The organism is Modestobacter marinus (assembly GCF_011758655.1).
Lineage (GTDB): Bacteria > Actinomycetota > Actinomycetes > Mycobacteriales > Geodermatophilaceae > Modestobacter > Modestobacter marinus.
Map to the genome: position 1 here is coordinate 2,963,426 of NZ_JAAMPA010000001.1, position 12,477 is coordinate 2,975,902.

General features: G+C 74.9%; 13 protein-coding genes. 4 read left to right on the plus strand and 9 right to left on the minus strand.

Annotated elements, in window-relative coordinates; genetic code table 11:
• Positions 1–88: 88 nt before the first annotated feature.
• From FB380_RS13955 to FB380_RS13970, 4 genes are all read right to left on the minus strand, one after another.
• On the minus strand, positions 89–328 hold the full coding sequence (locus tag FB380_RS13955; RefSeq protein ID WP_166755556.1) for a hypothetical protein: 240 nt from the start codon (positions 326–328) through the stop codon (positions 89–91).
• A gap of 214 nt (positions 329–542) precedes the next feature.
• Positions 543–1,214, minus strand: a complete 672-nt coding sequence (locus FB380_RS13960; RefSeq protein WP_229681873.1) for a hypothetical protein — start codon at positions 1,212–1,214, stop codon at positions 543–545.
• Positions 1,215–1,385: 171 nt separating this feature from the next.
• Positions 1,386–2,180 carry a DUF2382 domain-containing protein gene (locus FB380_RS13965; protein WP_166755557.1) on the minus strand — a complete coding sequence of 265 codons (795 nt, stop codon included), beginning with the start codon at positions 2,178–2,180 and terminating at the stop codon, positions 1,386–1,388.
• A gap of 149 nt (positions 2,181–2,329) precedes the next feature.
• On the minus strand, positions 2,330–3,148 hold the full coding sequence (locus FB380_RS13970) for a TetR/AcrR family transcriptional regulator (RefSeq protein WP_166755559.1): 819 nt from the start codon (positions 3,146–3,148) through the stop codon (positions 2,330–2,332).
• Between the two features lie 202 nt (positions 3,149–3,350).
• Here FB380_RS13970 and FB380_RS13975 point away from each other — a divergent pair, with 202 nt between their 5' ends.
• Both FB380_RS13975 and FB380_RS13980 read left to right on the plus strand, forming a co-directional pair.
• Positions 3,351–4,346: a DUF8129 domain-containing protein gene (locus FB380_RS13975; RefSeq protein WP_166755560.1), complete on the plus strand. Its 996-nt coding sequence runs from the start codon at positions 3,351–3,353 to the stop codon at positions 4,344–4,346.
• A 148-nt stretch (positions 4,347–4,494) separates the two neighbouring features.
• Positions 4,495–4,953 carry a hypothetical protein gene (locus FB380_RS13980; RefSeq protein WP_166755562.1) on the plus strand — a complete coding sequence of 153 codons (459 nt, stop codon included), beginning with the start codon at positions 4,495–4,497 and terminating at the stop codon, positions 4,951–4,953.
• A gap of 110 nt (positions 4,954–5,063) precedes the next feature.
• Here FB380_RS13980 and FB380_RS13985 read toward each other — a convergent pair whose 3' ends face one another.
• Positions 5,064–5,435: a PaaI family thioesterase gene (locus FB380_RS13985; protein ID WP_166755563.1), complete on the minus strand. Its 372-nt coding sequence runs from the start codon at positions 5,433–5,435 to the stop codon at positions 5,064–5,066.
• A gap of 96 nt (positions 5,436–5,531) precedes the next feature.
• Here FB380_RS13985 and larA point away from each other — a divergent pair, with 96 nt between their 5' ends.
• The gene (larA, locus tag FB380_RS13990; protein ID WP_166755565.1) at positions 5,532–6,803 is read left to right on the plus strand and encodes a nickel-dependent lactate racemase; all 1,272 of its coding nucleotides are present in this window, start codon (positions 5,532–5,534) and stop codon (positions 6,801–6,803) included.
• Positions 6,804–6,879: 76 nt separating this feature from the next.
• Here larA and FB380_RS13995 read toward each other — a convergent pair whose 3' ends face one another.
• The 3 genes from FB380_RS13995 to FB380_RS14005 are packed head-to-tail and all read right to left on the minus strand — an operon-like array spanning position 6,880 to position 10,297.
• Positions 6,880–7,194, minus strand: a complete 315-nt coding sequence (locus FB380_RS13995; RefSeq protein WP_229681874.1) for a UBP-type zinc finger domain-containing protein — start codon at positions 7,192–7,194, stop codon at positions 6,880–6,882.
• A 6-nt stretch (positions 7,195–7,200) separates the two neighbouring features.
• The gene (locus tag FB380_RS14000) at positions 7,201–8,634 is read right to left on the minus strand and encodes an ATP-binding protein (RefSeq protein ID WP_166755566.1); all 1,434 of its coding nucleotides are present in this window, start codon (positions 8,632–8,634) and stop codon (positions 7,201–7,203) included.
• A gap of 1 nt (position 8,635) precedes the next feature.
• A complete protein-coding gene (locus FB380_RS14005) occupies positions 8,636–10,297 on the minus strand; it encodes an NAD(P)/FAD-dependent oxidoreductase (protein ID WP_166755567.1) in 1,662 nt (553 codons plus the stop codon).
• A gap of 189 nt (positions 10,298–10,486) precedes the next feature.
• On the opposite strand from FB380_RS14005, the gene FB380_RS14010 reads away from it, so the two are divergent.
• On the plus strand, positions 10,487–11,179 hold the full coding sequence (locus FB380_RS14010) for a maleylpyruvate isomerase N-terminal domain-containing protein (RefSeq protein ID WP_166755568.1): 693 nt from the start codon (positions 10,487–10,489) through the stop codon (positions 11,177–11,179).
• 9 nt (positions 11,180–11,188) lie between these two features.
• Here FB380_RS14010 and FB380_RS14015 read toward each other — a convergent pair whose 3' ends face one another.
• On the minus strand, positions 11,189–12,442 hold the full coding sequence (locus FB380_RS14015) for an MFS transporter (protein WP_166755569.1): 1,254 nt from the start codon (positions 12,440–12,442) through the stop codon (positions 11,189–11,191).
• Positions 12,443–12,477: the final 35 nt, after the last annotated feature.

Below are 12,477 nucleotides of genomic sequence, written 5' to 3' on the forward strand. Positions count from 1 at the left end.
ACGGGTGGGGCGGGTGTGACGACCGGCGTCCGCTGGGGTCGGTGCGCAGCTCGCCCGCACCGGGCGTGGTGCCGCGCGGACCGGCTGCTCAGAGCCGGGCGAGGGTGTCGCAGTCGGCGCAGAGCGCGTCGCCGCGGTCGGCCGGCGGTGGCCACGGCACCGCCTCGTCCCGGGCCACGTAGGCGCCGCAGAGGGCAGTGCGGCCGCGTGCCCCGCTCAGCCCCAGGGTGGCGTGCGCGGGGCCGATCAGCCGCGCCGTCTGGCCGGCCGGGTCGTCCAGCGAGCCGACCATCATCACGGCCCGCGCCGTGCGGTAGGGGTAGGCCATGGCGTCACGATGTGAGACGTCCGCGGCTCCGGCCCGCGCAACACGCAGGCCGGGTCCGGGGTGTCACCCCATCAGCCCCAGCCACCCCGGCAGGCGTCCCGGGGCCGGCCCGACCGACCCCCGACACAGCGGTACCACCGCCGTTGGCCTTCCCCCAGGCCAACGGTGGCGGTACCGGGATCGCTGTGCGGACCGGCGGACCGGTCCGGGTGGGTCAGGCGGCGAAGCCCGCCCGGTCCACCTTGCGGTGGAAGCGCTCGCCGAGCTTGCCGCCGAGCACGGCGCCGAGCAGCGTGACCAGCAGGACGGCGAGCAGCGCGATGATGCCGGCGGTCGTGAGGGTGCCCTCGTCGATCGGGATGCGCGGCAGGTCCAGGTCGGAGAGCACGTTGTACTGCGAGCCGAGGACCGCCCCGGCGACGGCCAGGACGAGGACCACCAGCAGGCCGACGACCCACACCGCGATGCCCTGACGGACGCCGTCGAAGCGGGCCATCCGGCCGGCGACGTAGCCACCCGCGAGGTAGGCCAGGAAGAGGACGACGAGCAGCGCGATGCCGCCGCCGATCCCGATGCCGTCGGCGTTGGCGGCGGCCTCGTCGACGGAGGGGACGCCCTCGGTCAGCCCGATGGCGACCCCGGCGGCGGAGACGGCCGCGATGAGCAGGACGGCCAGGCCGTTGGCGGACAGCCAGCCGAAGAACGCCGCACCCCACTTGATGCCGCCGAAGCGGTCGTGCTGGCGGTCGACGGCGTCGCGGGCGGCGCCCCGGCTGGCACGGGCGCCGGTGCCGGGGTCCACCTCGTTGTTGCGGAAGCTGGTCGTCCGGTCGCCGACCGAGGTGCCGCGGTCGGACGGGTCGGAGGGGGCGGTGCTGCCGGTCATGGTGGCTCCAGGGGAGGGGTCGTCACGGTCGGCGGGCGAGCAGCCGCGCGCCGACCGTGACGAGTACAGGGGCGACGGGCGGGCGGGGCTGGCCGGCGCGGTCGCGGGGGTCGTGCGGGTTGTGCGGGTGGTGCGGGGCGGTCCGCCGGTCGGGCGGACCGCCCCGGTGGATCAGCGGCGGTCGGTGTCCCGGACGCCGTCGACGTCGCTCTCGATCTGCTCCTTGCGGACCGTGTCGGTCACGGTCTCCTGCTCGGTCACCGTCTCGGTGTCCAGGCGCACGCGCTCGACGGGGACGGCCTCCTTGGCGACCACCGGGCGCTCCGCGTGCAGCACGACCTCGTGCTCCTCCTCGGAGATCTCCGGGCCGGCCAGCGCCTCGCCGCGGTTGGCGTCGGTGATCGGCTCACGCTCGAGCCGGACCTCCTCGTGGGAGACCGGGACGGTCGTCGTGACGTTCTCGGTGACGACGTACTTGCGCAGCCGGGCCCGGCCGGCCTCGACCTGCTGGGTGCCGACCCGGAGCTGCTCCTCGGAGCGGGTCATCGCGTCGTCGGTCGTCGGGCCGGAGGTGTCGTGGCCCACGGTGCCGTGGCGGTTGGCGTCGGTCCCGACGGTCTCGGTGCCGACGGTCTCGGTCCGGGCGGTCCCGACGCCGACGCCGTAGTAGCGGTAGAGCTCGGTCTCCTCCTCGGGGCTGAGGTGACCCTGGTCGGCGTCCACCCGGGGGGCGTCCTTGACCTTGGCCTTCTGGTAGGGGACGCGGAGGGTGCCCTCGGCGACGGTGGCGTCGCTGAGCGGGACGAAGGACTCCGAGGTGCCGAACATGCCGGTGCTGACGGTGGCCCACTCGGGGGTGCCGGTCTGGTCGTCCAGGTAGACCTGGCCGACCTTGCCGAGCTTGTCGCCGTCGGCGTCCACGGCGTTGCTGCCGATGATGCTGGAGATGTCCTGCTGCGTGATCACGGGCGTTCCTTCCAGGGGGAGGGCTGAGGTGGACCGGTGCGCACCGTGTCGGCACGCCCGGTCGGCGAACGCCTCTGTGCCCGTCCGTTTACGGCGTAAACGATCTCGGGGCCGGAATCTCGGCCGCGAGCCGGAGGACCCGGACCCGGTCAGAGATCGCCGATGTCACCGCCGGAGTTCTTCGCCTCGTGCAGCACCCGCTCCAGCCGGTCCAGCAGGTTCTCCAGCGCCTCCTCGAACTCCGCCGCCGACCTGTCCTGGCCGAGCAGGGGCTCGGTCCGGGACAGGTTCGGGTACCGGGCCAGGTCGGTCTCGCGCTGGGCCTGCGGGTCGCCCTCGGGCTGGTCGAGCAGGCTCACCTGGGCGCCGATCTGGGTGACCTCCAGCAGCAGGTGGCCGAGCAGGAAGCTGGAGTAGGCGCGGTACGCCGCGACGGCGGCCTGGTCGGAGAAGCCGCCCTCGCACAGGGTGCCGAGGAAGGACTCGACCAGCCGCAGGCTGCGCAGCGGCGGGCGCACCCAGGGAGCGGCCGGTGGGCGGCTGGCCACCAGGGGGAACACCGCCGGGTGGGCGAGGGCGATGCGGCGCATCCCGTGGGCGAGCCGAACCAGGTAGTCCTGCCACCCGGAGTGGTCGACGATCTGGACGTCGTCGCCGTCCTGGTCGTCCCAGAGCGTCTCCACGACCCGTTCCACGACCCCGTCGAGCAGGTCCTCCCGGCCGGGCACGTAGCGGTAGAGCGCCATCGCCTCGACGCCGAGCGTGGAGCCCAGCCGGCGCATGGTCAGGGCGGCCAGGCCGTGCTCGTCGATGAAGTCGATGGCGGCCTGCAGGATCTTCTCCCGGTCCAGGCCGGCGGAACGGGTCAGCTCGCCGGCCGCCTCGGGCCCCTCCTGCACGGCCACCAGGTCCGGGTCGCGCACGTCGTCACTCGTTCGGTCGCTCGTCTGGTCGCTCGTCGTGGCCACTGCTCACCTCCTCGTGTGCCCCCACTGTCCACGCTGTCGCTCGAAGGGGGCGCAGGTCCCCCGGCGGCTACCCAGTGCGAGGGGGTCACGCGTGCACCGATGTGATGACGGTCATGGTCGGCCGGCTGCTTGCTCCTGTTAGCGGCCGGCTCGGGTGGGCATGGACCAGCAGTCAGGTCACACCCGACCCCCTGGAGTCCCCATGACCGACACCATGACCCACACCGCCCCCCTCATCACCCAGCTGCGTGCCCTGCTGGCGCTGACCCGGACCGAGGAGCAGATCGCCCGGATCCGGGTCGCCCAGGCGCGCACCGACGCCGTCCGGCGGGAACTGGCGCAGAACGCCGAGCACGCCGCCGAGCGCAGCACCGCCATCGCCGGCCAGCTCTGCGAGCTCAGCGGAGTGGCCGACGTCGTCACGCCGGCGCTGGGCCGGCTCGGCGCCCTGGTCAAGGGCGCGCTGGAGCAGGCGGAGCCGATCGACGAGGCGCTGCTGCAGGACCTCCAGCTGGAGCACCAGCTGCTGGACCGCGCCACCTACCTGAAGGTGCTGGCCGACACCGCCGGGCAGCCGGAGGTCAAGGCCCTCGCCGAGCGGCTGGTCACGGCGCACTCGGCCACCGTCGAGTGGCTCACCGTGGTCCTCGCCGAGCAGGCCCTGGGCGGCCCCGCGGCGCTGGTGGCCACGCCGTTCCAGCGGGTGGCCGGTGGTGCCAGCAAGCTGGCGAACCTGCCGGTCCGGTTCGCCGCGGACACGGTCAACCGGGCCGTGGACACCGTGCAGCACGCCGGCGACCAGGCCGGGGGCACGGTCAACGGCGTCGTCGGGGGAGCGGTGCAGAAGGCCGGTGCCCTCGCCGGTGCCGTGCGGGAGACCCTCGCCGTCGGCCGGCTCGCCTCGCTGCGCCGTGCCGAGCGCATCGCCGAGCGGGAGGGCGACACCGCGGCGGCCGAGGCGGTCGCCGCCACCCGCCGGGAGCTCGGTGACCTCACCGCCGACGAGCTGCCCATCAAGGGCTACGACTCGATGTCCACCGCACAGATCGCCAGCGCGGTCAAGCAGCTCGACGACCCGCAGCAGATCAACACGATCATCCGGTACGAGGAGGCGCACAAGGCGCGCTCCAGCGTGGTCAGCGCGGTCCAGACCCGGCTCGCGGCCCTCGCGAAGGAAGCGGTGGGCGTGCCGGAGTGAGGTCACCTGCCCGGCCCGTCGTGGTGCGGGACCGGGCAGGGCACGTCCCGCGTCCGGTCGGCCACCGTGTGCGAGGCCACCCGGTCGCGCGCGAGACAAACGTCACGATCGCGTTACAGCAGCCGGAGTCCGGGAAATGCTGGCCCTCATGACCACTGTGCCTGAGGTCGCCACCACCCCTGAGGTGCTGGAGAGCGAGTTCTCGCTCGTGACCGCCGTGACCCGGCTGGACTTCCTGAGCCGGCGCGACAACGTCGCCGTCGACGGCGCGAACGACCGCGCGGACGACGACGACGACTGGGCGAGCTTCAAGGCCCTGGGCACCTCGCTGGACGTCGACGAGGCCCTCGAGCTGCTCGCCCTGGGCGAGGTCGTGGCCCGCAAGGCGCACGCCCACCGCCAGCTCGGCATCCGCGCCGCACTCCGCGGCGGCGCCGACTGGCAGCAGATCGGCCGGGCGCTCGGCGTCCCGCCGCGGGCCGCCTGGGAGGCGCACGTCAGCTGGCTGGACGGCCAGGCGGCGGCGCGCCAGGGCGGGGACACCGACGCCCTCGACACCGACGCACTCGCCGCGGCCCGTCGGCTGGCCGGTCGCCGGCCCGCCTGACCCGCTGCTCGACGAAGGGGCACCTGGACCAGCACCTGGTCCAGGTGCCCTTCGCTCGTCCCCGGGGGCCGCACAGCACGGGCCGTGAGCCCGCCCGGCGCGGGGTCAGGTCACCGGTGCAGCACCGCGAACGTGGCGACGGCGTGCACCAGGCTGCGGCCGTCCTGCTCGACGTCGGCCTCGCACACCGTGAGGTGCTCGCCCTGCTTGCTGACCCGCCCGGTCACGAGCAGCGACCCGGGGGCGCCCGGCCGGAGGTAGGTCAGCGTCAGCTGGCTGGTGGCCGGTACGCCGTCCTCCCCGGTGCGGCTGCGCACGGCGTGGCCCATCGCGGTGTCGACGAGGGTGGCGAGCACCCCGCCGTGCAGCGTGCCCGCCTCGTTGAGGTGCCGGTCGGTGACGTCCAGCCGCAGGTGCGCCGTCCCGTCGTCCGCCGTGCGGTCGTACACGCCCAGGGTATCCACGAAGCTCGCGTCGCTCATCCCCGGCAGCTACCCGGGGCGCTCGGCGGCACACGGTCGCCCGGTGGGATGCGGCGGCGGGTGGTCTGATGGGGCACCCGGCTCCAGGAGGACGACGTGCAGCAGGTGACGCTCGCCTACGGGCGCGGAGGGCTCGCCGTCGAGCTCCCGGACGACGCGGCGGTGATCACCCCGGTGCAGCACGCCGCCGCCCCCGACGTCCCCGCCGAGCTGCGCCGGGCGCTGCGCGAGCCGGTGGGCGGCCCGCCGCTGCGGGAGCGGGTGCGGCCGGGGCAGACGGTGGCGATCTCGGCCTGTGACGGCACCCGCGCCCAGCCCCGGCACCTGATGATCCCCGCGGTGCTCGACGAGCTCGACGGCATCGTGCGCCTGGAGGACGTCGTCGTCCTGGTCGCCACCGGCACCCACCGGGCCAACACCGACGCCGAGCTGCGGGCGATGTTCGGCGACGAGGTCGTGGACACCGTCCGGATCGTCAACCACGACTCCCGGGCCAGCGACACGCACCGCTGGATGGGCACCTTCGGCGACGGCGTGCCGGTCTGGCTCAACGAGCAGTGGGTGGACGCCGACGTGCGGATCACCACCGGCTTCGTCGAGCCGCACTTCTTCGCCGGGTTCTCCGGTGGCCCGAAGATGGTCGCGCCCGGGCTGGCCGCGCTGGACACCGTGCTGGTGCTGCACGACGCCGAGCGGATCGGTGACCCGCGGGCGACCTGGGGCGTCACCCAGGGCAACCCGGTGCACGACGACGTCCGGGCGATCACCGCCGGCACCGACGTCACCTACTCCTTCGACGTCGTGCTCAACACCCGGCAGGAGGTCATCGCCGCGTTCGGCGGGGACACCCTGGAGATGCACGCGGTCGCGATCGAGCGGGCCCGCGAGGTGGCGATGGCGCCGGTGGAGGCGCCGTTCGACGTCGTCGTCACCACCGGCTCGGGGTTCCCGCTGGACCAGAACCTGTACCAGTCGGTGAAGGGCATGTCGGCGGCCGCGCAGGTCACCCGGCCCGACGGGCTGATCGTCTGCGCCGCCGCCTGCGAGGACGGGTTCCCCGACCACGGCTCCTACCGGGAGGTGCTCACCTCGGCCGCGTCACCGGAGGCGCTGCTGGAGCTGATCGGTGCCCGCGAGCAGACCGTGCCCGACCAGTGGCAGGTGCAGATCCAGGCCCGGATCCAGTCGGCGCACCGGGTGGTCATGCACACCGACCACCTCAGCGACGCGCAGCTGGCCGACGCGCACCTGGCGCAGACCACCGACATCGCGGCCACCGTCGCCGAGGCGGTCGGGGAGGCCGGCCCCGGCGCCCGGGTCTGCGTGCTGCCCGAGGGCCCGCAGACCATCCCCTACGTCCGCAGCTGACCCGCAGCAGTGATCAGGTGACCTGAGCCAACGCTGTCCTCCTGCACCAACGCTGGTGCGGGAGGCCAGTTGCTGATCAGGTGACCTGATCACTGCTGGACGGGCGCTGGGGGAGGAGGAGGGCCTGGTCGGGGTAGCACCAGGCCCAGTGCTCGCGCGGCTCGGCGGAGGCGACCACCGGGTGCCCGGTCGCGCCCGCGTGCGCCGTGGCGTGCCGGTGCGGTGAGGAGTCGCAGCACCCGACGTGGTCGCAGCCCAGGCAGCGCCGCAGGTGCACCCACTGCCCGCCGACCCGCAGGCAGTCCTCGCACGCCTGGGCCGGGCCGGGTGCCGCGGGCAGCCCGTCGGCGTGCCCGCACGCGACGCCGTCCTGCACCTGCCAGCCGGCCACCGGAGGTCAGTGCGCCCGGCTCAGCGGCAGCCGGACGCAGAACGTCGTCCCCTCCGGGCCGGTGGTGTACGTCAGCGACCCGCCGTGCCGGCGCTCGACGATCCGCCGGGTGTTGTCCAGGCCGAGCCCGCTGCCCTCCCCGGCCCGCTTGGTGGTCACGAACGGCTCGAACAGGTCCTGGCGCACCGCCTCCGGCACCCCCGGCCCGTCGTCGGTGACCTCTACGAAGACCGCGTGCCCGTCGGCCCGGGTGCGCAGGGTCAGCACGCCCGAGCCCTCCATCGCGTCGGCGGCGTTGTCGATCAGGTTGGTCCAGACCTGGTTCAGCTCGGCCGGGTAGCCGGGCACCTGGGGCAGGTCGGCGGCGTAGTCGCGGCGCACCACGATGCCGGTGAGCTTGCGGGCCAGCATCACCAGCGTGCTCTCCAGCCCGGGCTTGACGTCGACGTCGGAGTGCCGGGCCTGGTCCAGGTGCGAGTACTGCTTCACCGCTCCGACGAGGGAGGAGATCCGGGTGGTCGCCTCCTCGATCTCGTCCATCAGCGCCTCGGTCTCCAGGGTGTAGCGGAGCCAGCCGAACGCGGCGTCCCACTCCAGCCCGGAGTCGACCTGCTCCACGACGTCGTCCACCCACTGGGCGTCCATGCCGGAGCCGGCGAACACCGGCGCGAGCTCCAGCGCCTGCTCGACGCCGATGTCCTCCAGCCGGTCGGCGATCGCGTCCTCGAGGTCGCTCTCCTCCAGCGCGGTCAGGTCCGCGCGCGGCTTGAGCGCCCGCTCGACGGCCGTCTCCTGCGTCCGGATCAGCCGGGTGACCAGCTCGGGGGAGAGCCCGGCCTCCGACAGCAGCCCCAGCTTCCGGCGCATGCCGGCCACCCGGGAACGCAGCTGCTCGGTGGCCCGAACCGCGGCCGCGGCCGGGTTGTTCAGCTCGTGGGCGAGGTTGGCCGACAGGGTGCCCAGCTGCACCAGGTGCTCGCGCTGGCGCATCGTCGACTCGGTCATCCGGATGCCCTCGTACAGGCCGTCGAGCAGGTGCACCGCCATCGGGCACTGCCGGTGCACCAGCGCCGCGAAGTCCTCGGCCGGCAGCCGGAGGAACCGGCTGGGCCGGGTGGTGCGCAGCGTGGTCTGGTAGTTCGGGTCACGGCTCTGGGTGAACGCCCGGACGGCGCCGGCGTAGGCCCCGCGGTGCGTCGTGTCGTTGAGCACGACGTCCTCGCCGTCGGTGTGCTTGGACAGCAGCAGCCCACCCTCGAGCAGCACGTAGAGGGCGTCGGAGGGCTGCCCCTCGGCGAAGACGACGACGTCGGCGTCGTACACCCGCACGTCGCTGTGCTCGGCGACCCAGTGCTGGTCGGCCTCGGCCAGCTCGGCGAACAGGAACAGGCTGCGCACCTCGGCCGGGTCGACCCCGGAGGGGCGGTGGGTCGCGGTCATCTCAGTTCGCCTCCAGGTAGCGGTGCACGAGGGTGACGGCCATCGCGCCCTCGCCGACGGCGGAGGCGACGCGCTTCACCGACTCGGCGCGGACGTCGCCGGCCACGAAGACGCCGGGGACGGAGCACTCCAGGTGGTACGGGACCCGGGACAGCGGCCAGTCCGCGGGCGGGCGGCCCTCGGTGTCCAGCAGCGCCGGCCCGGTGCGCAGGAACCCGTGCTCGTCGCGCACGAACGCCTCGCCCAGCCACTCGGTGGGCGGGGAGGCGCCGATGAAGACGAACAGCCGGGACGCCGGGACGGTCTCCTCGGCGCCGGTGCGGGTGTCGGTGAGCACCAGCCGCTCCAGGTGGTCGGCGCCCTCGACGGCCCGGACCTGGGTGCAGGTGCGCACCTCGATCGCCGGGTCGGCCTCGATCCGGGCGACCAGGTACTCGGACATGCTGTGCCGGAGATCGGTGCCCCGGCAGAGGACCACGACCTTGGCGGCGAAGCGGGCGAAGTGCAGCGCGGCCTGGCCGGCGGAGTTGGCCGCACCGACGACGTGCACCTCCTGGCCGGCGCAGTCGGCGGCCTCGTGCGCGGCCGCGCCGTAGTAGACGCCGCGGCCGGTGAGGTCGGCGGCCCCCTCGGCCGGCAGCAGCCGCCAGGAGACGCCGGTGGCCAGCACGACGGCGTGCGCCGCGACCTGGCTGCCGTCGGCGAAGAGCACCGCTCGGCCGTCGCCGTTGGGCGCGACCTGCACGACCTCCGCGGCGGTGAGCAGCTCGACGCCGAAGCGCACGGCCTGGTCGCGGGCCCGCTGGGCGAGCTCGCTGCCCGACACCCCGAGGGGGAAGCCGAGGTAGTTCTCGATCCGGCTGCTCTGGCCGGCCTGCCCGCCGGTGGCGGTCCGCTCGACCAGCAGGGTGCGCAGCCCCTCGCTGGCCGCGTACACCGCCGCCCCCAGCCCGGCCGGCCCGCCGCCGACCACCACCACGTCGTAGAACGGGCTCCCGGCGGTCGTGGCGAGCCCGACCTGCTGCGCCACCTGGGCCGGCGTGGGCCGCCGCAGGACGGCGCCGTCGGGGAAGAGCAGTGCCGGCAGCGTGGCGTCGTCGGTGACGTCGGCGGCCGTGCGGATGCCGGCGGCGTCCTCGCCCTGCAGGTGCCGGTAGGGCACCTGGTTGCGGGCGAGGAACTCCTTGAGCTGCTGGGTCTCCGCCGACCACTGGTGGCCCAGCAGGGTGATGCCCTCGAACGGCGCCCGGGCGGTGCGCGACCAGGCCGCCAGCAGCTCGTCGAGCACCGGGTAGAGCAGCTCCTCCGGCGGGTCCCAGGGCTTGAGCAGGTAGTGGTCCAGGTCGACGTCGTTGATCGCCCGGATCGCGGCGTCGGTGTCGGCGTAGGCGGTCAGCAGCACCCGCTTGGCCGTCGGCGCGAGGTCCATCGCCTGTTCCAGGAACTCCACCCCGGTCATCCCGGGCATCCGGTGGTCGGCCAGGAGCAGGGCGGTGACCTCGCCGCGGGCGGTCAGCTCGCGCAGCACCGCGAGCGCGTCGCGGCCGCTCTCGGCGCGGACGATCCGGTAGTGGTCGCCGTAGTGGCGGCGGAGGTCGCGGGCGACGGCGCGGCTGACCGCGCGGTCGTCGTCGACGGTGAGCAGGACGGGTCGCGCGGGCACGGCACCTCCGGTCGGTGCCCCGGGGTGGACCGCCCGGTGGGCGGGCCCCCGGTGGCAGCTCCATCCAACCCGTCGCCGGGAGACGGCGGTAGCCCCTGCGCGCACCGGCGCCGCAGCGCTGGCACGGCGGCCCCCGGCGCGGCAGGGTGTCGTCATGGACGCACCCGCGCACGACCCCGGATCCGCCCGATGACCGCGCCGGTGGAGACGCTCGGTTGGTGGGAGGACGGCGAACGCCTCCTCGGGACGGCGCTGGGCCGGCTGACCGACGAGGAGCTCGACGCGCCGTCCCTGCTGACCGGCTGGACGCGGCGGCACCTGCTGGCGCACCTGGCCGCCAACGCCGACGCCCTGGTCAACCTGCTGACCTGGGCGCGCACCGGGGTCGAGACGCCGATGTACGCCTCCACCGAGGCCCGGGACGCCCAGATCGAGGAGGCCGCGGGGCTGCCGGCCGCGGAGCTGCGCGCGGCCGTCGTCGCCGCGACCGGCCGGCTGGCCGCCGCGATCCGGGAGCTGCCCGAGCAGGCGTGGGCCGCGCAGGTGCGCACCGCCCAGGGGCGGCAGGTGCCGGCCGCCGAGGTGCCGTGGATGCGCTGCCGGGAGGTGTGGGTGCACGCGGTCGACCTGGACGAGGGGGTGGCGTTCGCCGACTTCCCGGACGAGGTGCTGGCCGCGCTGGTCGACGACGTCTTCCGGATGTGGGACCGCCGCGACTCGGTGCCCGACGTGGCGCTGTTCGCCGGCGACCGGGAGTGGGGCACCGGCGCGCTCGCGGTCGCCGGTCCGCTGCCGGCCGTCGCGGCGTGGGTCACCGGGCGCAGCACGGGGGAGGAGCTGCAGGCCGACGGGCCGCTGCCGACCCCGGCCGCCTGGCTCTGACCGGCGTGCTCAGGCCGCGGGGCGGTCCCGGGGCATCGCCAGCGCGGCGACCAGGGCCGCACCCAGCACGGCGGCGCTGACCGCGAAGGCGACCTGGTAGGAGAAGGCGTCGGTGAGCCAGCCGGCGACCAGCGGCCCGGCCACCGCGCCCAGGTCGGCGACCATCTGGAAGACCGCCACCACCCGGCCGCCCCGGCCCGGGCTGACGTCGCCGACCACCGCGGCCGGCACGCTGGCCAGCAGCGAGGCGCCCAGCCCGAAGGTGGCCATGGAGAGCAGGAAGGCCGCGGTGCTCGGCGGCAGCACCAGGACGGCGATCGCCGCGGTGGCCAGCCCCGAACCCAGCAGCAGGGAGGGACGGCGGCCCCAGGTGTCCGCCAGCCGCCCGGCCCGCAGCAGCCCGATCGCCTGCGCCACCGACCCGGCCAGCAGCCCGGCGCCGGCCCAGGCCACCGTCTTGCCCAGCTCCTCGGTCACGTACAGCGGCACCAGGGAGTTGCGGACGCCGAACAGCACCCACCCCACGCCCAGGTTGGCCACCAGCGCCGCGACGTAGGCCCGCGACCGCAGCGCGGCACGCAGCCCGCCGCCGTCCTCGCCCAGGGCGGGCACGGCCGCGGGCGCGGGCCCGGCGCCGCGCACCTGGTCGACGGCGGGGTGCGGGTCGTCCGCGGCGCCGCCGACCGGGGGGAGTGCGGCCGGGCGCAGCAGCACCAGCGCGACCACCCCGGCCACCAGCAGGAAGCCGCCGTAGACGAAGAACGGCAGCCGCGGGGAGATCTCGGCCAGGAACCCGCCGGCTGCCGGGCCGGCGATGCCGCCGAGGATGAAACCGCCCTGGTAGGTGGCCGCGGCCCGGCCCCGTTGCGCCGCCGGTGCGGTGCGCAGCAGCAGCGAGAGGGCGGCCACGGTGAACATGGCGCTGCCGATCCCGCCGGCGGCGCGCAACGCGACGAAGAGCGGGAAGTTGCCGGCCAGGGCGGCGGCGGCGGTGGCGACCGCGACGATCGCCAGCCCGGCGGCGAGCACGGCGCGCTCGCCGATCCGCTCGACCAGCGAGCCCCCGGCGAAGGCGGAGACGAACCGGAAGAAGGCGAAGGCGCTGATGGCGAACCCGACGGCGGTGGTGCCGACCCCGTAGTCCCGGACGAACAGCGGGATCGCCGGGGCGACGATGCCGAAGCCGAGGGCGACGACGAAGGCGACGATCGCCAGGACACCGACCTCGCGGGGGAGGGGGCTGTCCTTGCCGTGTCGTCGCACGAGCGCTGATCCTCACACGTGGCCCGCCGGGCCCT